The sequence below is a fragment of the uncultured Sphingomonas sp. genome (assembly GCF_964021865.1).
In the GTDB taxonomy this organism is placed as follows: domain Bacteria; phylum Pseudomonadota; class Alphaproteobacteria; order Sphingomonadales; family Sphingomonadaceae; genus Sphingomonas.
The window spans coordinates 32,269-58,032 of the sequence record NZ_CAXIAM010000018.1; the positions used below are offsets into that span (position 1 = coordinate 32,269).

The window sequence follows — 25,764 nt, forward strand, 5'->3', positions numbered from 1 at the left end:
GCGATGGCCGAGGGGCAGGACCAGAACCGGACCGAACAGGCCACGCCGTTCAAGCTGAAGCGCGCGCGTGAGAAGGGGATGGTGGCGCGCGGGCTTGACCTCGGCTTCGTCGCCGGGCTGATCGGGCTTGCGGCGTTCGTGACGATCGGCGGGACGGCGCTGATGGTGCTGCTGTCGGTGCAGATGCGTCGCGCGCTGGGGCCAGGCGTCGCTGGCGCGGCTGAGCCGGGTGCCGCGACCAGCCTCGCCGCACGCGCATTGTGGCCGGTGCTGCAACCGGTGGCGCTGTTCGGTGGCACGGTGATCGCGGTCGTGCTGCTCGTCGAGATCGTGCAGTTGCGCGGGCTGTTCTTCAGCGCGACCCCGCTCAAACCTGACTTCACGCGGCTCAACCCAGCCAAGGGACTGAAGCGGCTGTTCTCGATGCGGATGCTCAAGGAAGCCGCCAAAAGCGTCCTCAAGATGGCGGGCTATACGACCGTCGCATGGCTGGCGGTGCGCGCGACGCTGGCGGGGACGGCGGCGCGCATCACCGATGCGCCGCGGCTGGCAGAGGCGCTGGACCGCGGCGCGATGCGGTTGCTGGTGCTCTTCATCCTTGCAGCCGCCGCCTTCGCGATCCTCGACCAGATCCTCGCACGCGGCGATTTCGCCAAGCAGATGCGGATGAGCCGCCGTGAGGTGACCCGCGAGCACCGCGAGGGCGATCCGCGGCTGCGCGCGAAACGCAAACAGGCGCATGCTGCGTTCGCCAAGCAAAGCAAGGGGCTGGCGAACCTGCCCGGATCGGATCTGATGATCGTCAATCCGCGGCACATCGCGGTCGCGCTCGCCTACCGCCCCGTCGAACATGCCGCACCGATCGTCACGGCAATCGGCGCCGACCGCCATGCATTGCTCCTGCGCGCGGCCGCGCGGCGGCTCGGTATTCCGATCGTCGAGCAGCGCACGCTAGCCCGCGCGCTGTTCCGCGATAGCGACATGGGGCGCCAGATCGCGGCGCACCACTATCACGCGGTCGCCGAACAATATTTCCGCTTGGGGAGGATGCGCGATGCTTGATCGCCTGATGCGCAACAATCGCGATCTCGCGCTGGTCGGCGCGATCTTCCTGATCCTGCTGATCCTGTTCGCGCCGATCCCGGCGGTGATGCTCGATCTGGCGATCATCGCCAATTTCGGGCTGGCGCTGACGATCCTGCTGCTGACCTTCTACGTCGCGAAGCCGGTGGAATTCTCGACCTTCCCCTCGCTGCTGCTGGTCGCAACGCTGTACCGTCTTGCGCTCAACGTCGCGGCGACACGGCTGATCCTGACCGGCGCGAGCGCGGGTGAGGTGATCGGCTCGATCGGCACCTTCGCGGTGCAGGGGAATTTCGTCGTCGGGCTGGTGGTGTTCGCGATCCTCGTCGTCGTACAGTTCATCGTCGTCACCGCCGGCGCGCAGCGCGTATCGGAAGTGGCGGCGCGCTTCACGCTCGATTCGATGCCTGGCGCACAGATGAGCGTCGACGCCGATCTCAACATGGGGCTGATCGATCAGGCGGAAGCGGTGCGCCGCCGTCGCGGGCTGGAGCGCGAGGCGAGCTTCTATGGTGCGATGGACGGCGCGTCGAAGTTCGTCAAAGGCGATGCGATCGCGGGCATCATCATCCTGCTAATCGACATCATCGCCGGCTGGATCGTCGGCGTCCTGCAACTCGGAATGGAATGGAGCGACGCGCTCCAGCATTTCACGCTGCTGACGATCGGCGACGGGATCGCGGCGCAGCTGCCCGCGCTCATCATCTCGGTCGCGACCGGAATCATCGTCACACGCTCGTCGGCGGACCGCGAATTGTCTACCGAGGTGTTCAGCCAGCTCGCCTCGGTCCCGCGCATCCCGCTGATCGTCACCGCGGTGCTGATGGCATTGCTGCTGCTGCCGGGCATGCCGAAATGGCCGATCGTCGTGATCGGTGGACTGGCGTTCCTGGCGTGGCGGCGGCTGGGACGTGTCGCGCCGGCGGCCGAACCCGAGGCGGACGCCGACGCGGCCGCCGATCAGCCCGCCCCGATCGACATCCGGCTCGGCGCCGAGCTGGCCGAGGCGTGGAAAGCGCAGGAGCCGATCCTGCTGGAGCGGATCGAGGGCCTGCGCCGCGCCGCCGAGCGCAGCTTCGGCATCGCCTTCCCCGCGGTCGCGATCGTCGATGGCCCGGGGCTGGGCGGGTACGGCTACGACATCCGCCTGTTCGGCGCGCGCTTCGCAATCGGCGAGGCACGGCCCGATCGGCTGCTGGCAATCGGTGCGCCCGGAAAGCCCCCCACCCTGCCCGGCATCGCCACTACAGACCCCAGCTTCGGCCTGCCCGCCTGCTGGATCGAGCCTGCGCAGGAACCGGCGGCGCGCGCCGCCGGGCTGACGGTGGTCGATCCGATTACGGTGCTGATGACGCAATTCGCGGAGGTCGTGAACGGTGAGATGGCGACCTTGCTCACCCGACCGATCGTGACGCAGCTGATCGAGCAGGTCCGCACCCGTCAGCCGGCGCTGATCGAAGAGCTGATCCCCACCACGCTCGGCGTGCCCGACCTGCAACGCGTGCTGCAGAACCTGCTGGCGGAGGGCGTATCGATCGCGAACATCGACCTGATCGTCGAGCATCTTGCCGACCTTGCGCGCCAGCATCGCGACCCCGGCGAACTGACCGAGCAATTGCGCCAGCGGCTCAGTTACGCGATCTGCAATCAGTTGCGCGGCGACCATCACGAGCTGGCAGTGCTCAGCCTCGATCCGCGCATCGAGAACCAGATTAGCGCCGGGCTGGCGAGCGGCGGCGTCGTCGGGTTGCCGATCGAGCCCGGCCTCGCCGAGCGGCTGATCCGCCGCCTGTCGACGATGACCGAGGCGATGCACAAGGAAGGTCGTGCGCCGGTGCTGTTGTGCGGTGGCGCGCTGCGGCGGCATCTGAAAGCCTTCACGCGTCGTTCGATCCCGCGCCTGTCGGTGGTATCGGTCGATGAGATTCCGGTGCGCATCACCCTGCGCTCGTTCGACATCGTCAAGCTGGAGGGCTGAACTCGATGACCGCCGCCACAAACGCCCGGACCTCGGAAGCGGAGGCGTCGCTCGCGACCCTGCTCTCCTATCTGGCGGTCGATCCCGCGAACCCCAGCCTCATTCTCGACACCGCCGAGGCTGCGCTCGACGCCGGGCGGGTCGATCAGATCCGCGCATTGCTCGATCGCCTGACCGGCGTGGACGCGACGCTGCCGCGCGCGCCACATCACCGGTCTCGCCGCGCTACGATCGGCCCGCTTCGACGATGCCGCGGCAGCGTTCGGCACCCTTCTCGCCGAAGGCCACGACGACCCGGCGCTCCGCTTCAACGCCGCCTGGGCGCTGACGAAGGCTGGTGACATGCCGAGAGCGCTGGACGTTCTCGACGACGCGACCGCGGTCGCACTGCCGCAAGCGGCCGCATTGCGCGTCACCTTGCTCCACACCACAGGCGATCTCGACGGGGCGGAAAGCGCCGGCCGCCACTATCTTGCCGTCCACCCCGGACACCGCGCGCTGGCAGCGGCGATGTCGACGCTGGCGATCGATATCGAGGACGAGGCGCTCGCCGCCGAATGCGCCGCGCTCGCCCCCGATCATCCCGATGCGCTCGCCACGCTCGGCACATTGGCGCTCGGGCGCGACGACGCCTCCGAAGCGGAGGCATTGTTCGATCAGGTACTCGCGCGCGCCCCGCACGTTCCGCGTGCATGGATCGGCCGCGGCCTGGCCGGGCTGATGGCCGGCAAGACCGATCAGGCCGCCACCGACCTCGATCGTGGTGCGACGCTATTTGGCGATCACCTCGGTTCGTGGATCGCCGCCGGGTGGGCGCATTTCGTCCTGCGCGATTATGGTACCAGCCGCGCCCGCTTCGACCATGCGCTGACGCTCGATCATAATTTCGCCGAGACACACGGCTCCCTCGCAGTGCTCGACATCCTCGACGGCGACGTGAGCAGCGCGCGTGCGCGGGTCGCCGTCGCATTACGGCTTGATCGCGAATGCTTCTCCGGCGCGCTCGCCGCCGCGCTACTGGCAAACGGCAGCGGAGACGCCGCAGGCGCGCGCGCGATCATCGAACGCGCGCTGCACACTCCGATCGACGGCAGCCAGCGTACCGTCGCCCAATCGCTTGCCAAGCTGGGGATGACGCTCAGCTAGGCGACGGTGGCGGGCGGGTGTTCCTTTCGCGAAGACCTTCCGCTACGCCTCCATGATGGCAACCCAGCTCGTGACACCGCCCGCCCTGCCCGTTTCGATCGACGACGTTCGCGCCGCGCAGATCCGCATCGGCGACGCGATCGTGCGCACGCCAACGCTGATCAGCCAGACGCTGTCGAAGCTGACCGGCGCGACCGTCTACCTCAAGTTCGAGAACCTGCAATTCACCGCCGCCTACAAGGAGCGCGGCGCGCTCAACACGCTGCTGCAACTCTCCGACGAAGCGCGCGCCAAGGGTGTGATCGCGGCCTCGGCGGGCAACCACGCGCAGGGCCTCGCTTATCATGGCAATCGGCTCGGCGTGCCGGTGACGATCGTAATGCCGCGCAACACGCCGGTGGTGAAGGTGGTGCAGACGCAGGGGCACGGCGCGACCGTGATCCTGGAGGGTGAGAATTTCGACGCCGCTTATGCACATGCACGCGTGCTGGAGGCGGAGCGCGGCTTCACCTTCGTGCACCCGTTCGACGACCCGCGGATCATCGCGGGGCAAGGGACCGTCGCGCTGGAGATGCTGGAGGAGCATCCCGAAATCGACCTGCTGGTGGTGCCGATCGGCGGCGGCGGGCTGATCTCGGGCATGGCGACCGTCGCGCGCGCCGCGGATCGCCCGATCGAGGTGGTCGGCGTCGAGGCCGAGCTGTATCCGTCGATGTACAATCGCATCAACGGCACCGACATGCCGTGCGCTGGCGATACGCTGGCGGAGGGGATCGCGGTCAAGGAGCCGGGCGGGATCACCGCGCAGATGGTCGCGCAGTTGGTCGACGATATCGTGCTCGTCTCCGAACGCTATCTGGAGGAGGCGCTGAGCCTGTTGCTCCAGATCGAGAAGACCGTGGTCGAAGGTGCCGGGGCGGCGGGGCTCGCCGCGTTGCTCGCGCATCCCGAACGCTTCCGCGGGCGGACGATCGGGGTCGTGCTGTGCGGTGGCAATATCGATACGCGGCTGCTCGCCAATGTGCTGCTGCGCGATCTGGCGCGGTCGGGGCGGCTGGCGCGGCTGCGGCTGCGGCTGCAGGATCAGCCCGGCGCGCTCTATAACGTGATGCGGGTATTCGATCGCGAGCGCGTAAATATCATCGAAATCTATCACCAGCGTGTTTTCACCACCCTGCCCGCCAAGGGCCTGATCACCGACATCGAATGCGAGGCGCGCGACCGGGCGCATCTCGACGGGCTGATGATCGCGCTGCGCGAGGCGGGGTTCGAGGTGAGCACCGTCGAGCTGGCCTGAAACGATCCACCGCTTTCATGGTAAAGCGCCTTTTCACCGGATGGGCGACGTCGCATATGAAGGCCTTGGCGCAGACGCGCGCCGCGGCGAAGGTGGATCGTGATATGCGCAGCGAAAGGGAGGGTCGGCACGCATGACGGCACCGTTCCGCTTCCCGCGCTTCTTCGTCACCAGCCCGCAGCCGTGCCCATATCTGCCCGGCCGGCAAGAGCGGAAGGTGTTCACCGAATTGTCCGGTCCCGAGGCCGGCGAACTGAACGATGCGCTCGGCCGGATCGGCTTTCGCCGCAGCCAGTCTGTCGCCTATCGTCCCAGCTGTGCGGGCTGCGCCGCCTGCGTTTCAGTGCGGGTGCGCACGCGCGAGTTCGAGCCGAACGCCACGCAGCGCAAGCTGATGCGGCGTCACAACGATCTCGATGTCTCGGCATGCCGGCCGTGGGCGACCGACGAGCAATATACGCTGATGCGCCGATATCTGTCGGCGCGGCATCCCGGTGGCGGGATGGCGGCGATGGACGAAGGTGACTTTGCCGACATGATCGAGCATTCGCCGGTCAATTCGGTCGTGGTCGAATATCGCGAACCCTCGGACGGCGCGCGGCCGGGCAAGCTGGTCGGCTGTTGCCTGACCGACCGGCAGGCGGACGGGCTGTCGATGGTCTACAGTTTCTTCGACACCGATCAGGACGCACGACCGGCGCTCGGCAATTACATCATCCTCGACCATATCGCGCGCGCGCGCGAAGCGGGGCTGCCCTATGTGTATCTGGGCTACTGGGTGAAGGGATCGCAGCGGATGGCGTACAAAACGCGCTATCGCCCGATCGAGATGCTCGGCACGCACGGCTGGGTGCTGATGCCGGAGGATGCGGCAGAGCCGGTGGCCGTTTGATGGCCGTCCTCGCGGATCACGGGTCGTCATTGCGGCCATAGCGAAGGAATCCAGGGCATCTTGCTTCGGCTCTGGATGGCTTCGCTACGCTCACAATGACGGATTACGCCAGCGCCCGCACCTCGCACGCGGCGCGGATGTCGGCGGCGAGTTCGTCGACTCTCGCCGGGTCGGCGTCCCATGCGAACATGAAGCGCGCGCCGCCGCCGATGAAGGTATAGAAGCGCCAGCCGCGCACGCGGAGATCGTCGAGCACCGCATCGGGGGCGATCAGGAACACCGCATTGGCCTGCACCGGGAACAGCAGTCGCACCGCCGGCAGATCCGCCACTCGCGCCGCGAGCCGTTCAGCGCAGGCGTTGCCGTGCTCGGCGTTGCGCAGCCACGCGCCGCTTTCGATCAGCCCGATCCACGGCGCTGATAGAAAACGCATCTTCGAGGCAAGCTGCCCGGCCTGTTTGCAGCGATAGTCGAAATCCTCGGCAAGCGCGCGATCGAAGAAGATCACCGCCTCGCCGATCATCAACCCGTTCTTGGTGCCGCCGAAGCACAGAACGTCGACCCCCGCCTCCCAGGTGATCGCCGCGGGCGTGCAGCCCAGCGTGGCACAGGCATGCGCGAAGCGCGCGCCATCCATATGCAGCTTGAGCCCCAGCTCGCGGCATACGTCCGCAATCGCACGCACCTCCGCGACCGAATAGACCTGCCCGGTTTCAGTGGGCTGAGTGATGGTGACGACGCGCGGCTTAGGGAAATGAATGTCGGAGCGGCTGCTGGCGAGCGTGCGGATCGCCTCGGGGGTCAGCTTGCCGTCCGCGGAGGGTGCGAGCAGCAGCTTGGAGCCGTTCGAGAAGAACTCGGGCGCACCGCATTCATCGGTTTCGACATGCGCCGCCGACGAGCAGATAACACTGTGATAGCTCTGGCACAGCGAGGCGAGCGCGAGCGAATTGGCGGCGGTGCCGTTGAAAACGAAAAAAACTTCCGCATCGATTTCGAACAATGCACGGAAACTGTCGGACGCGCGCTGCGTCCAGCCGTCATCGCCATAAGCAACCGCCGAACCCGCATTGGCGGCAAGCATCGCCTCCAGCGCTTCCGGGCACGCTCCGGCATAATTGTCGCTGGCGAATTGCTGGGGCTCGGTCATTACGGTCACGCATCCTGTTGCTCACTTCGGGCATCAGAGCTCGACGACGTAATGTGGCGAAAGGTCCCGTTGGTTGCCGGTCCGGCCACATCCCCCCGTTGCCGGGAGCGCCACCTTGCTCGGGAGCAGGTTGGCGTCGAACTACGTCGACTCTTGATGTTGGCGCACTGCGTATACGATCGTAGTGGTTCGGTCAATCCTGCCCGCTGACCTGCACCTCGACGTCAAGGCACTCGCGGCCCTCGCCCAGTCGCGACCCCGCGACCGGCGAGCAGCCCGCCGCGTCGAGCGCGACCGCGACACGAACGTGATGCGCCTCCGGCGAGGACCCGAGGGTCGGGTCGAAACCCACCCAGCCGAGCCCTTCGACCCACGCCTCTGCCCAGCCGTGCGGCGTCGCGCGGCCACCGGCCAATATGTCGCAGTAACCGGTGACGTAACGAGCCGGGAAAGCGGCGGCGCGCGCGGCGGCGACGAACATCTGCGCCAGATCGCGCGCCGTGGCCGTTTCGCGCGCGAAAGCCGCGGTGACAGTAAGCCCTGGCTCGGGCCGTCCATCGACGATCTCGAAGCGCCGGTGCAGCGCTTTGTTGAGCGCATGGAGTGCGGCGATCGGGGCGCGCCCCTCGACCTCGGCCTGCGCGAAGCCGGCGAGCGCGGGCTCGGCGTGCGTTGCCGGCGTGCTGCGCAGGTACAGCGCGGCGGGCAGCGGCTCGAACGTGCCGTGGAGCACGCCGCTGGACGAACTGGTCACCACTTCGCCCGAGACGCTGATCTCGATCCCCGACAGCGGTCCCTCGGCATAGAGCATCGTGGTGATGTTGCCGAAGCCGTCGCGATGTTCGCGCAGCCGTGCATCGCAATCGATGTTGATGTCCCACGCCGCGACCGTCTGGTCGTGCGTGTTGCGCGGGGTCATCCGCAGCAACTGCACGACGCGCCCTTGTGGCGCGGTAAAACGATAGGTGGTGCGATGATCGATGGTCAGGCGCATCAGTGAAACTTGAACTGCCGGCCGATCGCATCGTGCAATTGCGCATTCTCGACGATCAGGGCCTGAAGATGCTGGTGGAGCCCGGCGGCGATCACGTCACCGGTGCGCGTGCGCGCGACGCGTGCCTGGCGGGTGCGTGCCATCCGGTCGGCCTCGCTTTGGGTACCGCTAGCTCGCGCGAGGGCGGTGAGGGCGGCAACAGTTTCCTCGATCGAAGCGGCGAGGCTGCGCGGCAGTTCGGCGCGACTGAGCAGCAAGTCGATGACGTTGGTCGGGTTGAGCCCGTCATTATACAGCCAGCGATAGGCGGTGACGGCCGAGACGGTCTGGAGGATCGTCGTCCATTGGTCGCGATCGACCGTGCCGCCGACGCGCTCGCCCTCCGGCAGCAGGATATGATATTTGACGTCGAGCAGCCGTGCGGTGTTGTCGGTGCGCTCGACAGCCTGACCCAGCCGGATGAAAGAGGTCGTCTGGTTGCGAAGCATCCGGTGCACCGCGCCCTCGAAGCCGCGCGTCTCGGCCTTCACCGCGTCGACCACGTTGAGCGTCGCGGTCGGGTCGAGCCGGGTCATCCGCTGGTCGAAGATTAGCCAGGCACCGTTGATCGCCTGCCACGCCTCACGGCTGAGCGCGGTGCGCACCGCGCGGGCATTGTCGCGGGCCATCGCGAGGCAGCGCAGGATCGACCCACGGTGCGCGCTGCTGTCGAGCAGGAAGTGCGCGACCTCCTCGCGGGTCAGCGCATGGCCGCCCGCGGCGAAGGCGTCGGCCGTCTCGCTGACTGCGAGCGCGGTGCGCCACGCGTCCTCGCCCGCCGAGCGCGGGGAGAGGACGTCGAGGCGCAACGTCGCCTCGATCAGCCGCGCGAGAAAATCAGCACGCTCGACATAACGGCCGAGCCAGTAGAGCGAGGCGGCGGTGCGGCTGAGCATCAGCGCTGCCCGTGCCCGAGGGTCTGCGTCATGGTGCCCCCCGCGCCCGACATCGTCTGGGTCATGCCGAGTGGCTCGTCCATCAGCACGAAACTGTCCTTGGTTCCGCCGCCCTGCGACGAATTCACGACCAGCGAGCCCTCCCGCAGCGCGACCCGGGTCAGCCCGCCGGGAACGACCTGCACCCCCTTTGCGCCAGTCAGCACGAAGGGTCGGAAGTCGACGTGGCGCGGCGCGACGCCCTGTTCGACCAAGGTCGGGACGGTCGACAGCGCCAGCGTCGGCTGTGCGATATAGCGTTCGGGCTCGGCGATCAGCGCCGCGCGGAACCGCTCGATCTCCGCCGATGAGGCGGTGGGGCCGACGAGCATCCCGTAGCCGCCCGAGCCGTCGACCAGCTTGACCACCAGCTCGCTGAGATGGTCGAGCACGTACTTGAGCGCCTGCGGTTCGCGGCAGCGATAGGTTTCGACGTTGGGCAGCCGGGCGTCGCTGCCCGAGTAATATTTCACGATCTCCGGCATGTAGCTGTAGATCGCCTTGTCGTCGGCGATGCCGTTGCCCGGCGCGTTGAGGATCGCGACATTCCCCGCGGCATAGGCCGCGATCAGACCGGGGACGCCGAGCATCGAATCGGGGCGGAAGACGAGTGGATCGAGATAATCGTCGTCGACACGGCGATAGATGACGTCGACGCGCACGCGCCCGTCGATCGTGCGCATGTAGACGATGTCGTCATCAACGACGAGGTCGGCCGCCTCGACCAGCTCGACGCCCATCGAATCGGCGAGAAAGCTGTGTTCGTAATAGGCCGAATTGTAGTGGCCGGGCGTCAAAACGACGCAGGTCGGCCTGCCTCCACAGCCGCGTGGCGCAACCGAACGCATCGTTTCCAGCAAACGATCGGGATAGCTGTCGACCGCCGCGACACGAAACTTGGCGAACAGCTCGGGACAGAGCCGCACCATCGCCTCGCGGTTTTCCAGCATATAGCTGACGCCCGAGGGCGTGCGGGCATTGTCCTCCAGCACGAAGAAATCGTCCGGGCCGGTGCGGACGAGGTCGATCCCGCAGATGTGCGCCCAGACGTCGTGGGGCGGGCGGATGCCCGCGACTTCCGGGCGGAACTGCGTATTGCCGAGGATCAGGTCGGCGGGCAGCACGCCGTCACGCAGGATCTTCTGCTCGCCATAGATGTCGACGAGAAAGGCATTGATCGCCTGGACCCGCTGGATCAAACCCTCGGACAGTCGCGCCCATTCGTCGGCAAGGAAGACGCGCGGCACGATGTCGAACGGGATGATCCGCTCACCCGCCTCGCTCTCCCCATAAACAGCGAAGGTGATGCCGAGCTGGCGAAAGGTCGTCTCGGCGGATTGCTGGCGGCGGCGCAACTCGCCGTCGGGCGTGTCGGCCAGCCAGCGACACAATTCCCGCAATTCGGGGCGAGCGCCGTCGACGCTGCTTGCCCCCATGATCTCGTCGAACGCCGCTGTCCCCATTTGTCCCCTGCAACGCCCGACGATCGGATTCGTCGCATGCTGAGCGAGATCAATGGCGCGCGCAACACTTCATTGCGGTGCAGCAGTCTCTCAGCGCAACGATGTGAGCATGGCCGGGGTGAGCACCTGCGGAAGCACGCGCGGATCGCCGGTGCCGCGCGGGTAGAAAAGGTAGAGCGGCACGCCCGCGCGATTATGCTGCGCGATGAACCGGCCGAGCACCGGGTCGCCATCGGTCCAGTCGCCGACCAGCACTGCGACCTTGTTGCGCCGGAAAGCGTCGGCCACGCCCCGCGTCTCGATCGCGGCTTTCTCGTTGACCTTGCACGTCAGGCACCAGTCGGCGGTGAAATAGGCGAAAACCGGCCGCCCCTCGGCGCGCAACGCCGCAAGCCGTGCCTCGGTGAACGGCTCGGCTCCGGCGACGCCGGCGACCACTGCCCCCGCCGGCTGGGCACGAAGCGTGGCGAGCGCGACGCCACCCAGCAGCAGGGCCGCAAACGCGGGTGCCCAAACCAGCCGGCCTCCCTTCATTTGCCGCCTTCCGCTCCACCACAGCCCGAGCCCGGCAAGCAGCGCGGCGGCGAGCGCGACGGTCATCCCATCGACCCCCGCCTGTCGCCCGAGCACCCAGGCAAGCGCGAGTGCGGTCGCGAACATCGGCACCGACAGAATGTGACGCAACCGCACCATCCACATCCCGGGTTTCGGCAGTCGCCGCCGCAGCGCGGGCACGAAGCCGATCAACAGGAACGGCAAGGCAATGCCGAGCCCCAGCCCCGCAAACACCAGCAGCGCCGCAACCGGCGGCAGCACCAGCGCCGCGCCGAGCGCCGCGCCCATGAACGGGCCGGTACACGGCGTCGCGACGAAGGCGGCGAGCGCACCGGTCATGAACGCCCCGCTCGCGCCGCTGCGTCCGGCAAATTGCGGAGTCGGCAGCTCGAACAGCCCGGAAAGGTTGAGCGCGATGGCGACGACGAGCAGCAGCAGCACGCCGACGACGCGCGGGTCTTGCAACTGGAACGCCCAACCCGCACTCGCCCCTCCAGCGCGGAGCACCAGCAAGGTCGCGCCGAGCGCGAGGCACACCAGCACCACGCCAGCGGTATAGGCGAGCGCCTCGATGCGCGCATGGCGCTCGCTTTCGCCGGAACGCGCGAGCCCGAGCGCCTTGAGGCTGAGGATCGGGAAGACGCACGGCATGATGTTAAGCAGCAGCCCGCCGAGCAGCGCGCCGCCGAACGCCGCCAGCGCGACGCCCCAGTCTAGCGACTGCGACGCAGCGAAGGGCGCGACGGTGCCAGGCTGTGCGACCAGCGCCAGCGCGGTGCCGTCGCCGAGCGTGAGCACGCCGTCCAGCGCGCCGCGTTCCGGGGTGGCCGCGGCCTTGGTTTCGATCACCAGCCGCTCGCCATCGCGAGTGACGGTTTGTTGGGCAGGGTAATCCGTCGCGCCGCTGCGCGCGGGATAGAACCATGCCTGGCCGAGCGGCGCGTCGGCGGGATAGGGCACCGACAGGCGGAAGCGGCCGGCGTCGACCTGCCACGTCGCGGTGCTGCCGAGCGGGCGCGGGAGGGCGCGGCGCCATGCGTCGAATTGCGCGCGCCGCTCAGGCGTCACCACGCCATTGCCGACCGTCAGGTGCGTCCGCAATTCCTGCGTTTCGGGGACGCAGATCGTCTCGGTGCAGACGAGATAGTCGAGCTTGACCCGCACCGGCAGCGCAGTGCCGGCGACCAGTTCCCTGGGCACCGTCAGCGTCGTCAGCATCGTCCACGGGCGTTCGTAAACGTGATTCATCAGTCCGGCGATCACCAGCCGGCCCGGCGGCGGATAGGCGAGCGCCCCAGCGATCGCGCCGGCGGGCAGCGTCCAGGTCGCCCGCGTTGCGACCCCAGCGTCGCCGGGGTTGAGCCAATAGCCGTGCCAGCCCGCATCCGGCACCGCATGAATCGCGAGCGCGACGGTGCTGCCCGGCGCAGGCCGGTCGCTCTCGGCCAGCAGCGTCATCGCGACATGCCGCGTCTGCGCACCGGCCGTGGGGGCGAGCAGCGAGACAGCTGTCATCAGAGTGAAAAGCGCCGCGCGCATTGCTTGCCTGATCATCGGAGCGAGATCATAGCCGCTTCGCTCCCCCGTTGCATCAAGGTTGCCCGATGAAATCGCTGCTCGCCGCCGCTTTGCTGACCACCGCCGCGCTGGTGTTTCCCGCCGTTGCACAAGCGCGGGCGACCGCGCCCGCGACCGCCGCGACGCCGCAAGGCAAGCCCAAGCTGATCGTCGCGATCTCGGTCGACCAATTCTCCGCCGATCTGTTCGCGCAATATCGCAACCGCTACACCGACGGGCTCGCGCGGTTGCAGCAGGGCGTGGTCTTTCCTTCCGGCTATCAGAGCCATGCCGCGACCGAGACCTGCCCCGGCCATTCGACGATCCTGACAGGGATGCGCCCCGCGCGGACCGGGATCATCGCCAACAACTGGATCGACCAACGCGCCGGGCGCCCCGACAAGATCGTCTATTGCGCAGAGGACGAGCGCGCGCCGGGATCGGACCATGAGAAATATCAGCCGTCCGACCTGCACCTGCGCGTCGACACGCTGGGCGACATGATGAAGCGCGCCGATCCGCGCACCCGCGTCGTGTCGGTGGCGGGCAAGGACCGCGCGGCGATCATGATGGGCGGGCACAACACCGATCAGGTCTGGTTCTGGGCAACCGATCATTTCGTCACCCTCCCCTCGCGCAGCAATGCGCCGGTGCCCGCGGTGGTCACGCGCGCCAACGACGCGGTCGGCAAGCTGTTCGCGGCGCCGCAGGCGGCCTTGCCGCTGCCCGGCTATTGCAAGGGACTGGCACAACCGATCACCGTCGCCGGGCAGACGATCGGCGCGGGGCAGTTCCAGCGCGCGGGCGGCGATGCGAAGTCGTTCCGCGCCTCGCCCGCGCTTGACGGCGCAGTGTTCGCGCTGGCGGCGGGAATGATCCAGGACATGAAGCTCGGCCAGGGCGCGGGCACGGATCTGATCGCGATCGGCGCGTCGGCAACCGACTATATCGGCCATGCGCTGGGCACGCAGGGGTCGGAGATGTGCATCCAGATGGCGCAGCTCGACCAGACGATCGGCGCCTTCCTCGCGCAGCTCGACGAATGGGGGCTAGATTACGAGGTGATGCTGACCGCCGATCACGGCGCGCACGACATGACCGAGCGCCAGCAGCAGCGCGCGATGCCGATGGAGGAACATGCTTCCGCCAGCAACGCCGCCAAGCTGGTCGGCGCGGCGATCGGGCGCGAGTTGGGCATTGCAGGCGACGTGCTGATCGGGCCGGAGAGCGACGTCTATATCGCGGACAGCGTGCCGAAGGCGCGGCGTGCGCAGGTGCTGGCGGAGGCAAAGCGTCGCTACCTGGCGATGCCGCAAGTCGCCGCTGCCTTTACCCGCGACGAGATCGCGGCGACGCCGTTCGCCAAAACGCCGCCGGAGGCGTGGACGCTGATCGAGCGTGCGCGCGCCTCCTATGATGCGGAGCGGTCAGGCGACCTGATGGTGCTGCTCAAGCCCCGCGTGACGACGATCGTCGCGCCGGGGCCCTTCTATGTCGAGACGCACGGCAGCCCGTGGGATTATGATCGCCGCGTGCCGATCCTGTTCTGGCGAAAGGGGATGGTCGCGTTCGAGCAGCCGCTATCGGTAGAGACGGTCGACATCGCGCCGACGCTGGCGGCAACGATCGGGCTGCCGGTGTCGGGGCTGGACGGGCGCTGCCTCGATCTGGATGCGGGTGCCGGGGATAGCTGCCCGAAATAGGCCCTGGCGCGTTACCGAAAGCCCCGCTTCTTCAACTCGGGTTATGGTAGAAAATCGTCGCCCCGGATCAGGTCCGGGGCGACGCCACATCGTTCGATTTATTCCAGAACCTTACATGCCCGCCAGCATGTCGATGTGGTGCTGGACAACCGGCGCGATCTGGCCGGCGGCGGTCTTCAGCGGCGCGGCGGTGCCATCGGCAGCATAGCCCTGATGCAGCGCCAGCGCCTGCTGGTGCGCGGTCTGCTGCTGGGTCAGGTAGGTGCGGTCGCGCGCGGTGCCGCTCTCCTTGCGGAGCTGCGCCACCATCCCGTTCTGCTCGGGCGTCATCACCGGCGGCTTGGGCTTCAGCCCGGCCTGCGCGGCGGCGCTCTTGACCATCGCGGTGCTCTTGCTGTGGTCGCGGATCATGCCTTGCGCGAACGAGCGGACCTTGGGGTCCTTGGTCGATTGCAGCACCAGCTGACTCGACGTTTTCTCGTAGAGATCGCCGGCACCAGCGGCGGCGACATAGGCGTTGGGGGTCATCTGCTGCGCGACGGCAGGGGTGGCGAGCACGATGGCGAGGGCGGCGGCCGGCAGGAAATGCTTCATCTTCTCTCTCCGTCACATCTTCTGGAAACGTGCTGTCGCAAACGCCCTGCCTGCGGCGAACGTCCCGGAAAGATGCCGATATTTCTATGTGATGCCGATCAATGCAGCGGCCAGAAGAACAGGATCAGCGGGGTGCCGACCAGCAAGACCAGCGCCGACAGCGGCGCGCCGAGCCGCGCGTAATCGCCGAAGCGATAACCGCCCGGCCCCAGCACCAAGGTGTTACACTGATGCCCGATCGGAGTGAGGAAATCGCTGCCTGCGCCGACCGCGGTCGCCATCAGGAATGCCTCGGGCCGATAGCCGAGATCGCCCGCGAACTGCGCAGCGATCGGCGCCATCACCAGCACGGTCGCGGCATTGTTGAGGAACGGCGTCACCGCCATCGCGGCGGCGAGGATCAGCGCCACCGCCCCCCATGCCGGCAGCACGGTCGCGGTCTGCGCCAGCCAGGTCGCGATCACGTCCGACGCGCCGGTGGTGCGCAGCGAGTCCGACACCGGGATCAGCGCGCCGAGCATGACGAGGATCGGCCATTCGATATGATTGTAGGCCTCGCGCACCGGCAGCAGCCCGGTGACGACGACCACCGCCGCCGCCGCGAAGAAGGCGACGCCGACCGGCACCCAGCCCATTGCGGTCGCGAACATCGCCGCGCCGAGCACCGCGACCGGCAGCCATCCGCGCCGGCTGGTGCCGAGTCGCAGCTCGCGTTCGGCGAGCGGCAGGCAGCCGAGTTCGCGCAGCTTTTCGGGGAGCGTGTCGAGCGTGCCCTGCAGCACCACCACGTCGCCAGTGCGCAGCGCGATATTGCCGAGCCGCCGCGACAGCCGCTCGTCACGCCGGGAGATCGCGATCAGATTGACACCGTAGCGCGCCTGCAGGTCGAGTCGACCGGCGGTCTGTCCTTCGAGCGGCGAGCCGAGATTGATGACCGCCTCGATCACGCCGATCTCGCTCTCACCGCGATCGGTCCGCTTCTCGCGTTCCTCGCTCTCCAGCGTCAGCCGGTCGCCTGCGATGGCACGTTCGAGTGCGTCGGGGTCACCGCCGAGGATCAGCGTATCGCCCGCGCGCAGCTCGGTGTCGGCGAGCGGGTGGCTGCGCAGTCCGCCGCGCACCATCCGCGTTATCGTCACCTCATGCTCGTGGCGGTCGAGAAACGCCGCGACGGTCTCGCCGACCGCGGGCGAACCGTCGGGAATTATGATCTCTGTGACATAGCCGGTAATGTCGAGCGCCTCGGCCATGCTCGGCGCGGCGCGACGGTCGGCCGGGATCAGGCGATAGGCGACGCTGAGATACAGCAGGCCGACGATCAGCAGCCCGAGGCCGACCGGGGTATAATCGAACATCCCGAACGGCTCCCCGAGCATTTGTTCGCGCGAGCGGCTGACGATGATGTTGGGTGAGGTCCCGACCAGCGTCATCAACCCGCCGAGCAGCGATGCGAACGACATCGGCATCAGGAACACCGACGGTGAGGCGTTGTTTTTCTTCGCCATCTGGATCGCGGCGGGCATCAACATCGCCAGCGCGCCGATGTTCTTGACCAGAGCGCTGGCGACGCCGACCGAGCCGGTCAGCACCAGCAACTGCCCGCGGACGCGGCGGACGCGGCGAGCGACCTTGCGCAACACGCGTTCGATTACGCCGGAACGCTGCACCGCCGCCGACAGGACGAGTGCGGAGGCGACGATGATGACAATGTCGTCGGAAAAGCCCTTGAAGGCATCAGCGGGTGCGACGATGCCGAGCGCGAGGCTGGCAAGCAGCGCGATGATCGCGACGACATCGTAGCGGAACCGCCCCCAGATGAAGAGCGCCATCATCCCGATCAGGGTCGCGATCGAGAGAAGTTGTGGCGTCGTCATCGTCTGGCGCTCAACCGTGGCGAGGGTGGCGCGGTTCCGGCCTGTTGCCGCAGGATAGGGTGAATTGCCGGTGGCGGCGGGCACGCTTGTCCTTCAAGACGAGGCTTCGACAAGCTCAGCCTCTCCTCAGGACGAACGGGGGGGGGGTGGGATTAGGGCGTGGCCTGTAAGTGCCAGTGCGGCCTCAACCCTCCCGTTCGTGCTGAGGAGCCATTGAGCGAAGTCGAGATGGCGTCTCGAAGCACGGTTGTTTCGAGCCTCCGCTCAATAGTCCTTTGACACCCGCACGTTGCCGCTCTGCCGCCCGAGCGTCGAGATCGAGGACAGCAGCGACAGCCAGCGCGTCACCTGGAACTCGACGCGCGTCGCGGAATAGCCCGCACCATCGGTGATGATCTCCGCATATAGCCGCCGCGTCACATATTTGCCCGCGGCGATCGACGTGCCCTGCCCCGTCTGCGGGTCGGCGGGGAGGATGCGCAGCCGGTCGAGGCCCGCCGCGCGGCGTACCGCGTTGATCGGGTTGAGCCCGTTGCCGCCGCCCTGCAACGCCGCCACCGCCGCCGCCAGCTGCAACGCCTCGGGCGCGGACAGGTTGGTGATCGAGGTGCCGAACAACAGCCGCGACAGCAATTCGTCCTGCGGCAGCGCCGGGGTGCTCGCGAAATTGATCTCGGGTTTTTGCGCAACGCCGGTAACGCGGATCGTCGCGTTGAGCCCGGTGGTGTTCGCCGCCGCCTCGATATCGAGCGCCGGGTTGGCGGGAACTTCGCCGGCGAAGCGGATGATCCCGCGCGATAGTTCGAACTCGCGCCCCGCGAACTCATAATCGCCGCGGACAAGATCGGCGCGCCCGGTGATCGCGGGATTGGTCGGCGAGCCGGCGATCTGCACATCGGTGGTCCATTCGCTCGCCAGCCCCAGCCCCGACACCATCAGCCCGTTGCGCGCGCGGGCATGGACGTCGAGCCGCCACGGCGCGGCGGCATCGTCGTCAACCTGATCGCCGCCGGGCACGTTGATCTCGCGGACGTTGATCTGCGGCAGCGCGCTGGTGACGGTCGCCTGCCCCAGCCGGTAGCGGCTGCTGTCAAGCCGCACGTCGCCCGAGATCACCCCGCCGACGCCGTCGGAGGTGAAGGCGATGGGGCCGGTCGCGGTCGCGCCGATATCCTCGCGGTCGATCAGCACCGCGTGATCGGCGTCGATGCGCAGGTCGAAAGCGACGCCGTTCGTGGCGGCGAAGTCGAAGGAGCCGGTGCCGGTGACGCGTCCGCCGCGGCCTGCGTCGCCCGAGAAGCGCTCGATCCGCAGCCGCGACCCGTCGAAGCGCCCGGCCGTTTGGATATTGGTGACCACGGTACCGGTCGTCGCGCTCTGAATGCGCGCATTGGTGGCGCGGACCAGCCCGCGGATCTGCGGGTTGGCGACGGTGCCGGTCACGTCGGCGGACAGCGCGACCGGGCCGGACAGGTCGAACAGCTCGATCCGCGTCAGTCGCCACAGCGTGTCGGCGGGGCCGGAATAGCGCAGCTGCGCGAACAGCCCGGCCTTGCTGAGGCGTTCGACGAGGTCGCCGCTGCCCAGCGGCTTGAGCAGCGCCTGCGCGCGGCCGACCGTTTTCCCGCCCGAGGCCATCACCATCCGCACGCCCAGCTTGTCGGCGCCGAGCACGCCTGCCACGCCGATGTCGATCGGCGCGGAGGAGCTGAGCAGCCCCGAGCGGGTGAGACCGCGGATCGTAAGGTTGGTGCGCCCGATCGGCGCAGCGCCGTCACGCGCGCTTAGCTCCAGCGAGCCGGTGGCGGTGCCGCCGAGCCCGAGCCCGCTATAGCCGATGTCGAGCACACCGAGCGGCAGGCGGACGAGCGACGCGCGCACCGCCGCCTCGCCCGCACCGACGCGTCCCGACACTTCGGCACTGCCGCCCGCGAAGGTCAGCTTCGTCGGCGCGAGCGTCCAGCGATCGCCGTCGCGACGCAGCACCGCCGGAGTTTCCAGCCGGATCGGCTGCTGCCCGATCGTGCCCGATGCGCGCACCGCATAGCCGTCGGCGGTGATCTGCGTCACCGTTTCGACACGGAAGCCGACTCCGCGCGATCCTGCGATCGAGGCGCGCACCTCGCCGGTGTCACCGGCCAACGCCGCCTGCCCCGAGAAGCGCGACACCGACAACGCGCCGCGTCGCAGCCCCGCGCCACTGGTGGTCGCGTTGACGCGCGCGCCATCGGGTTCGAGCAGCACGTTGAAGTCGACGCGCGCCTGCCGCACCGTCGCCGCGCCGCCGAGCCGCGCGTTGCGCGCGTCGATCCGCCCGCTGATCCGCTGCACCTCGCCGACCGGCGCGAAATCAAGCGCGCCGGTCAGCCCGCCGCCCGCAACGCTCAGCCGCCCGCGGAAGCCGCCGTCGACGATGTCGAGCGTCCCGGTCGCGCGCGTGCCGCTGACGTCGAGCCGCGCGACCGCGATCTGCGCCTGTCCGCCCGGCGGCAGCAGGATCGCGCCCGCACCCTCGAACGGGCCGAGCCGCGATCCGCCCGCGGCGGTGAAAGCAAAGCCCTGCGGCGTCGGATCGAGATGCGCGCGAACGTTGCTGAGCCCCAGCGCGGCATTGGGTCGCGCGAAGACCAGGTCGATCGTCGGTTTTTCGATCCTGCCGTCGAGCTTGAGCTGCACCGGGCCATAGCTGCTCTGCGCCCCCGCACCTTCGAAGACGAAGGTGCCGTCGCGCCGCCGATAGCCGGTGCCCGCCAGCCGCAGCGACGGCGCGGTGAGGATGAGGCGCGTGAAATGGAGCACGCCGTCTGGCGTTCGCTCTAGCAGCGTCTCGATCTGCGGCAGCCCGCCCGCAAGACTGCGGAAGAAACCGTTGTCGAGCCGCAGCATCCTGGCGGTGCCGCGCCCGATCACGCGCGTGCCGTGCCCGTCCGGCCCGGGGACCACGCGCAGTTGCGAGCGGACGTCGACCACGCCGAGCCCGGGGATCAGATAGCGTCCGAGCGCGCCCGACAACGCCACGTCATATCGCCCGGTATGCAGGTCGAGCGTCAACCCGATGTCGCCCGACAGCTTGTCGGAACGCAGCTTCAGCCCGTCGCCGGTGATCGTATCGGCGGTGACGCGCAGCACGCCGGCGACCGACAAATTGCGCAGAATACCGCCCGCGACATCGCCGACTCCGGTGACGCGCGCGGCAGTGAAGGCGACCGGCAGCGCGATCGGGCGGGGCCCCCAATGGCCGCGTCCGGCGGCGCGCGCCTGCTCGAAGCCGGTGTTATCGAACGCGAACCGGACCGCTGTGAGGCGGTAATCGAAGGCGAAAGTGCGGAAATTACCATCGAGAATCGCGCGCAGTCGCAGCTCGTGCGCGGTCATGTTGCGAAATAGCGCGGACGGGCGCAGCAAACGGCCGGTAACGCGCAGATTGCGGAACGCGCTGTCGGCGAGGTCGACCATCCCCTCCGCCTGCAAGGCCAGCGACGGCGAGTGCAGCGACAGCATGCCGTCGAGGCGGCGGCTGACGAACGTACCCGCGCCGTTGACCAGCACCCGCGGTGCGGTCAGCGACTGGAGCTTGCCGCGCGTGACGCTGGCGGGGGCGACGGTGCCGGCGAGGGTGTAGCGGCCGGCCGTGTTGCCGAGCGTCAGGTCGACTAGCCGCGTACCGCCCGCGACCGCCACCGCCTGTCCTTGCCAGCGCCGCCAGTCGCCCGCACCGCTGACGTCGAGCGCGATCGTCCGCCGCAGTCCGGTCAGCTGCGCAAGTACGCCGGTCGCCGCGCCCTGCGCACGTGCGGCGATATCGAACTTGCCCGCATCAGGGCGCGAGTCGAGCCGGAGCCTGACGCGGTCGCTGCCCGCCACCAGCGCGTCGAGCGCGACGACCGCATGACCGTCGCGGATATCTGCGCGCCCCAGCAAGCGTCCGTCGCGCACCCGCCCGGTGACGGCTGGCGCGACGATCAGCCGCGCGACCGACAGGCGGCCGATGACGATATCGAACTTCGGCAGCAGCGGCCCGGAGCGGCCGGTGTCGCGCGGCTCGGGCAGTTTGGCGAGCGTCGCGACGGGAATGTCGAGCGCACTGATGTCGAGGCGGTTGTGGAGCCAGGCGAACGGCGACCAGTCGAGCCGTGCGCGCGGGACCGACAGCACCAGCCCCTTGGGATCGTAGAGCCGGAAATCGACCAGCTCGGCATCGCGGTACAGCGAGCCATCGATCCGCCCGAGCCGGAAGCGCAGGCCGTTGTCGGGCTTCAGCGCGTTGATGCGATCGGCGACGATCCGGTGCCCGATGTCGGTATCGATCACCACCGCGACGACCGCGACCAGCGCCAGCAACGCGGCAAGGACGAAACCGAGGATTCGGACGCCCCGCATCAGAACGCCTGCCCCAGCGAGACATAGACCGCGATCCGCGAGTCACCACGCTGCGGATTGATCGGGGTGCCGACATCGACGCGGATCGGGCCGAAGTTGCTGTAATAGCGCACGCCGACCCCGGCGCCATAGCGCAGCCCGCTGAAATCGGGCAGCCCGCCGGTGTAGATGTTGCCGCCGTCGAGGAACGGCACAACACCGAAGTTGCCGAACGCCTTCACCCGCGCCTCGATCGCGAATTCGGCGAGGCTGCGCCCGCCGATCGGATCGTTGTTGACGTCACGCGGACCAATCGACTGGAAGCTGTAGCCGCGCACCGACGCGCCGCCGCCGGCATAGAAGCGCCGCGACGGCGCGATCTGGTCGCGCGGCGCGCCGAGGATCGTGCCGACGCGCACGCGCCCTGCCAGCACCACCGCCGACGTGACCGGCTGGTACTTGCTCGCGTCGAGCTGGACACGGGTGTAGCCGAACACGCTGTCCTGCAACGATACCTCGGGGCTGACGCGCCCCGACAGGCGAAAGCCGCGCGTCGGGTTGAGCAGATCGTCGGACCCGTCATAGCCGAGGCTGGTCGGCAGCGCGCCGATCAGGAAGGTGCGCCGCCGCGGCACGCCCGTCGCCGCGATCACGTCGCGCTCGTCGGTCGCGACCAGTTCGGCCCCCAGCGACCACGTCCAGGTCTTCTGGAAAAAGATATTGGTCTGCCGCTCCAGCGCCGCGGACAGCGAGATCGTCTGCGCGTCGAACGCGTCGCGGCGCAGATGCGCGGCGGAGAGCTGCGCAGTCAGCACCCGGTCGCGCGCGTGGAAGTTGTTGCGGCGGAAGGTGATCTGCCCAAGCTGTTCGCGCGTGCCCGCCACCCCGCGCAGCGTCACCGCGCCTTCGGGCGGGAACAGGTTGCGGTGCGTCCAGCTGATCTCGGAACGCGCGCCTTCGCCGGTGCCGTAACCCAACTCGACCGCGACGGTGCGCGGCGGCGCGGGTTCAAGCCGCACCGCGACGTCCACGACCGCCGGGTCGGCACCGGGCACCGCGCGCACCTCGGCGGTCGAGACCAGCCCGGTCTGCACCAGCGCACGGCGCAGGTCGTCGAGCTGTGACGTCTCGTACGACTGCCCGGGGCTGAAGCGCGCGATGTCCTGCACGTGCGCCGCGTCGAACACCTTGTTGTCGGCGTTGACGGTGATCCGGCCAAAGCGCCGCGCGGTGCCGGGCGCGATCTCTATCGCAAGCGTCGCGGTCTGCGTCGCACGGTCCACCACCACTTGCGGGTCGCCGACCTGCGCAAAGGGGAAGCCCTCCTCGCCGACGCGGGTCTTCAGATTGGTTTCGGCGGTCGCAATCGCGTCGGCATTAACCGGATCGTCGGCTTTCACCCCGAAGGCGTCGCGCAGCGCGGGCTCTTTCGCGCCCGCCGCCTCAACCCCGGCGAGCGTCACGCCGGTGAAGCGATAGAGCGGCCCCGCCGTCGCCGCGAGCACCACCACCGGGCGGCCCTTCGCGCGCTCGACGCGGGTCGCGACCGCGGCGTCGTAATAACCGTCGCCTTTCAGCAGTGTGACGAGCAGATCGGCGTCCTGCCGCGCGCGGCGGTCGAGCTGCGCGGCGTTCGCCTCCTTGCCCTCCGCGCCCGCCAGCACCGAAAGCTCGCGGAACCGTTGTTGCAACAACGGGCCGCCGATCCCGTCAAGGCCATCGATCCGCCACCCGTAGCGGAAGCTGGCGGCGACGTTGCCGGCCACCGCGGTCGGCTCGCCGGGCGCGGTGGCGAGATCGGGCCAGTCGACCCCGATGTCGGGCAAAGGCGCGAGCTGGTCGTTGGGATCGATGTCGTTCATCGGCGCGGGTGGCACGACCAGCGGCGGCGAAGGCGCAGTCTGCGCGAACGCCGGACCCGTCACAATCATCACGCCGCACACGACGTGACCCAGCACGCGGTGCCGCCCCACGTCCGGCCACATGCCTCGCGGTCTAGCCGAGCGATTTGCCGAGAAGAAGAGCCAATGCACGACGATAGCAGAACCATGTCTTGCGATCGCCCCGGCCCGTCGCAGCGGCTGGCATTGGGCGCACGGGCGTGGCACAGCGCGCGGCATGGCTCCTCCCCCGCGCAACCCCTCCGCCGGCGGCTTCCCCATCGCGATCGGCGCGCTGGGCGGCACTGCGATCGGCCTCTATGCCGGACAGCCCTCGATCGGGTTCCTTGCCGGGATCGCGGCGGGCGTGGCGCTCGCGGTGTTGATCTGGTGGCGGGAGCGGGAACGGTGAATCGTCGTTGCGAGCGTCGCGAAGCAGTCCAGGGCGTCCTGGTCCGGCTCTGGATTGCTTCGCTGCGCTCGCAATGACGGATAATTATTTGACCGGCGCGACCCAGCCCATCGCCATTGGCGTAGGTGGCGTCCCGATCTTGCGCGCGACGCGGTCCAGCTTTTCATCATAGCGCACACGGTCGGCGACGTTGAGATGGGCCTGCTCGTTCACCTCGCGCGGGACGGCCTTCTCGACATGGCGGAGCGTGTGCCCGACATCGGTCGCACGCAACCGGCTGATCGCATCGCGCTCGCGCTGTTCGGCGGTGGTGGCGCGCAGCGTTGCGACGCGCCGCGCGAACCGCTCCTGCTGGCGACGGTCGATCCGCCAGTGACCCTTGTAGCGTGCGGCCTCCAGCCCGCTGCCGCGCAACGAGCGATAGAGCGCGTCGCGCGGGATCATCCGTCCCTTCAGCCGCCGCGCCTGCTTGTCGGTCAGCAACGTGGTGTCGACCTCCATGAAGCAACCCGACAGATGCGCCAGCGCCTGCACCCGCTCGTCCATTCGTTGCTGCGTCAGGTCGACGCGGACCTTCTCCCGCGTGCACTCCGCCGGGGCCGGCACGGCGGCGAGCAGGGCACAGGCCATACCCAGCAGGGCGAGTGGACGGACGATCGGCGAGAACATGGACGACACCCCCAAGGCAAGGAACAAGGGTTAGCGAGTGCGCATCACGCGGGCAACGCCTCGCCCGCGCGGCGCGCGCCCTCCAGCGTGATCCCGAAAACAAGGTGCGAGGCGAGGCCATAGGCGTTGCCCGGCACCTCCGCCTTCGGCCACGGCCCCCAGCCGGCGGCGGGGACGAGCAGATCGTCGAGCAGCAGCATCGTGGCCAGCCCGGTCGGCACGCCCCAGCCCTTGGCGAGATCCGGCCATTGCCGCACCGCGAGCGCATAGCCGGCGCCGATCGCCGCCCCCAGCGCATAATGCAGCGCCGATCCCGCGGACCCGCGATGCTTCTGCGTCACCGGGCGGCCTTCCACTGCCTCGCTGATCGTGTCGGCGGCCTTGACGGTGGCGGGATCGTCATCGCCGCCGTCCATGCCGAACGCGGGCGCGGCGACGTCCTGGAAACGGTCCATGACGAACGAGGCGGCCAGTCCCGCGCCGACGCCGATCAGGGCGGTGGTGAACAACGAACGCATGACGATCTCCCGAAATATCGCGCGCTCAACGCACGATATCGCGGGGCGACGCATCACTTTCGCCGGAAGGTCGCCCGCGCCAGCCACACACCGAGCGCGAGCAGCACCAGCGGCGCCAGCCACAACGGCAGCGTCGCGGCGCGCAACGGCGGCGCGTAGCTTACATAATCGCCGTAGCGCGCGATCAACCACGCACGCACCGCCTCCGGCGCCTCCCCGCGCGCGATCCGCTGCCGGACGAGCGCGCGCATCTCGCCCGCCATGTCGGCGTCCGAATCGGCGATCGACTGTCCCTGACAGACGACGCAGCGCAGCGTCTCCATCAGCGCGCGCGCCTGGCGTTCCTGATCGGGGTCGCGCAGCTGCGTATAGGCGAGCCGCGGGAGCGCGGTCTGCGCGGCGAGCGGCGCTGCGAGCAGCAAGGCAACGGCCGCCAGCGCCCTCATTTTGCGTCCGCCAGTGCTTGCAGGAGTTTGGGCACGTCCTCGGCGCGGATGTCGCCGACGTGCTGCGCGCGGATCACGCCCTGGCCGTCGACCACGAACGTCTCGGGTACGCCCGACGAGCCGAGCGCGAGCTGGACGCGGCTGTGCGCATCCGCGCCGACGCGGGCATAGGGATCGCCGTTGCGGCGCAGGAAGGCGGCGACGTCGCCGGGCGTGTCCT

The 25,764-nt window shown here is 68.6% G+C and carries 20 protein-coding genes, 1 pseudogene and 1 riboswitch; of the genes and pseudogenes, 8 read left to right on the forward strand and 13 right to left on the reverse strand.

Features of this window, described 5'->3' with window-relative positions:
• Positions 1-3: 3 nt before the first annotated feature.
• The 6 genes from AADI75_RS06955 (at position 4) to AADI75_RS06980 (ending at position 6,396) form a co-directional block, all read left to right on the forward strand.
• Complete coding sequence (locus AADI75_RS06955) at positions 4-1,062, forward strand: EscU/YscU/HrcU family type III secretion system export apparatus switch protein (RefSeq protein ID WP_341208317.1); 1,059 nt, start codon at positions 4-6, stop codon at positions 1,060-1,062.
• Positions 1,055-3,061 carry a flagellar biosynthesis protein FlhA gene (locus AADI75_RS06960; RefSeq protein ID WP_341208318.1) on the forward strand — a complete coding sequence of 669 codons (2,007 nt, stop codon included), beginning with the start codon at positions 1,055-1,057 and terminating at the stop codon, positions 3,059-3,061. Before AADI75_RS06955 ends, AADI75_RS06960 begins: the two co-directional genes overlap by 8 nt.
• A 5-nt stretch (positions 3,062-3,066) precedes the next feature.
• Positions 3,067-3,402, forward strand: coding sequence for a hypothetical protein (locus AADI75_RS06965; protein ID WP_341208319.1), 336 nt, complete (start codon positions 3,067-3,069; stop codon positions 3,400-3,402).
• A gap of 1 nt (position 3,403) precedes the next feature.
• Entirely contained in the window at positions 3,404-4,207 is an 804-nt protein-coding gene (locus tag AADI75_RS06970; RefSeq protein WP_341208320.1) for a tetratricopeptide repeat protein, read from the forward strand.
• 55 nt (positions 4,208-4,262) lie between these two features.
• Positions 4,263-5,504: a threonine ammonia-lyase gene (locus tag AADI75_RS06975; RefSeq protein ID WP_341208321.1), complete on the forward strand. Its 1,242-nt coding sequence runs from the start codon at positions 4,263-4,265 to the stop codon at positions 5,502-5,504.
• A gap of 133 nt (positions 5,505-5,637) precedes the next feature.
• On the forward strand, positions 5,638-6,396 hold the full coding sequence (locus AADI75_RS06980; protein WP_341208322.1) for an arginyltransferase: 759 nt from the start codon (positions 5,638-5,640) through the stop codon (positions 6,394-6,396).
• A 103-nt stretch (positions 6,397-6,499) separates the two neighbouring features.
• Here the strand turns inward: AADI75_RS06980 and AADI75_RS06985 are convergent, their stop codons facing one another.
• The 5 genes from AADI75_RS06985 to AADI75_RS07005 form a co-directional block, all read right to left on the reverse strand.
• The gene (locus AADI75_RS06985) at positions 6,500-7,546 is read right to left on the reverse strand and encodes a low specificity L-threonine aldolase (RefSeq protein ID WP_341208323.1); all 1,047 of its coding nucleotides are present in this window, start codon (positions 7,544-7,546) and stop codon (positions 6,500-6,502) included.
• 59 nt (positions 7,547-7,605) lie between these two features.
• Positions 7,606-7,711, reverse strand: a riboswitch (SAM-I-IV-variant riboswitch).
• 28 nt (positions 7,712-7,739) lie between these two features.
• Positions 7,740-8,540, reverse strand: a complete 801-nt coding sequence (locus AADI75_RS06990) for a transglutaminase N-terminal domain-containing protein (protein ID WP_341208324.1) — start codon at positions 8,538-8,540, stop codon at positions 7,740-7,742.
• Positions 8,540-9,475 carry an alpha-E domain-containing protein gene (locus tag AADI75_RS06995; protein ID WP_341208325.1) on the reverse strand — a complete coding sequence of 312 codons (936 nt, stop codon included), beginning with the start codon at positions 9,473-9,475 and terminating at the stop codon, positions 8,540-8,542. Before AADI75_RS06995 ends, AADI75_RS06990 begins: the two co-directional genes overlap by 1 nt.
• Positions 9,475-10,977 (reverse strand): circularly permuted type 2 ATP-grasp protein, encoded by a 1,503-nt coding sequence (locus AADI75_RS07000; RefSeq protein ID WP_341208326.1) that lies wholly within the window; start codon positions 10,975-10,977, stop codon positions 9,475-9,477. The genes AADI75_RS06995 and AADI75_RS07000 overlap by 1 nt, the downstream gene beginning before the upstream one ends.
• 90 nt (positions 10,978-11,067) lie before the next feature.
• The gene (locus tag AADI75_RS07005; RefSeq protein ID WP_341208327.1) at positions 11,068-13,047 is read right to left on the reverse strand and encodes a thioredoxin family protein; all 1,980 of its coding nucleotides are present in this window, start codon (positions 13,045-13,047) and stop codon (positions 11,068-11,070) included.
• An 89-nt stretch (positions 13,048-13,136) separates the two neighbouring features.
• Here AADI75_RS07005 and AADI75_RS07010 point away from each other — a divergent pair, with 89 nt between their 5' ends.
• Positions 13,137-14,792, forward strand: a complete 1,656-nt coding sequence (locus AADI75_RS07010) for an alkaline phosphatase family protein (protein WP_341208328.1) — start codon at positions 13,137-13,139, stop codon at positions 14,790-14,792.
• Positions 14,793-14,903: 111 nt separating this feature from the next.
• Here the strand turns inward: AADI75_RS07010 and AADI75_RS07015 are convergent, their stop codons facing one another.
• From AADI75_RS07015 to AADI75_RS07030, 4 genes are all read right to left on the reverse strand, one after another.
• A complete protein-coding gene (locus tag AADI75_RS07015; protein ID WP_341208329.1) occupies positions 14,904-15,386 on the reverse strand; it encodes a DUF4142 domain-containing protein in 483 nt (160 codons plus the stop codon).
• Between the two features lie 98 nt (positions 15,387-15,484).
• Positions 15,485-17,344, reverse strand: coding sequence for an SLC13 family permease (locus AADI75_RS07020; RefSeq protein WP_341208330.1), 1,860 nt, complete (start codon positions 17,342-17,344; stop codon positions 15,485-15,487).
• A 180-nt stretch (positions 17,345-17,524) separates the two neighbouring features.
• Positions 17,525-21,640: a translocation/assembly module TamB domain-containing protein gene (locus AADI75_RS07025; protein ID WP_341208331.1), complete on the reverse strand. Its 4,116-nt coding sequence runs from the start codon at positions 21,638-21,640 to the stop codon at positions 17,525-17,527.
• A complete protein-coding gene (locus tag AADI75_RS07030) occupies positions 21,640-23,604 on the reverse strand; it encodes a BamA/TamA family outer membrane protein (protein ID WP_341208332.1) in 1,965 nt (654 codons plus the stop codon). Before AADI75_RS07030 ends, AADI75_RS07025 begins: the two co-directional genes overlap by 1 nt.
• Before the next feature lie 133 nt (positions 23,605-23,737).
• Here AADI75_RS07030 and AADI75_RS07035 point away from each other — a divergent pair, with 133 nt between their 5' ends.
• Complete coding sequence (locus AADI75_RS07035) at positions 23,738-23,911, forward strand: hypothetical protein (protein WP_341208333.1); 174 nt, start codon at positions 23,738-23,740, stop codon at positions 23,909-23,911.
• An 84-nt stretch (positions 23,912-23,995) separates the two neighbouring features.
• On the opposite strand, the gene AADI75_RS07040 is transcribed toward AADI75_RS07035, so the two are convergent.
• The 4 genes and pseudogenes from AADI75_RS07040 to AADI75_RS07055 all read right to left on the reverse strand — a co-directional run.
• Positions 23,996-24,580, reverse strand: a complete 585-nt coding sequence (locus AADI75_RS07040; protein ID WP_341208334.1) for a hypothetical protein — start codon at positions 24,578-24,580, stop codon at positions 23,996-23,998.
• Between the two features lie 44 nt (positions 24,581-24,624).
• Complete coding sequence (locus AADI75_RS07045; protein WP_341208335.1) at positions 24,625-25,098, reverse strand: DUF1440 domain-containing protein; 474 nt, start codon at positions 25,096-25,098, stop codon at positions 24,625-24,627.
• A 53-nt stretch (positions 25,099-25,151) separates the two neighbouring features.
• Positions 25,152-25,544: a cytochrome c-type biogenesis protein gene (locus AADI75_RS07050; protein WP_341208336.1), complete on the reverse strand. Its 393-nt coding sequence runs from the start codon at positions 25,542-25,544 to the stop codon at positions 25,152-25,154.
• Positions 25,541-25,764, reverse strand: a pseudogene (locus tag AADI75_RS07055) (DsbE family thiol:disulfide interchange protein); the annotation flags it as partial. The pseudogene AADI75_RS07055 and the gene AADI75_RS07050, both read right to left, overlap by 4 nt.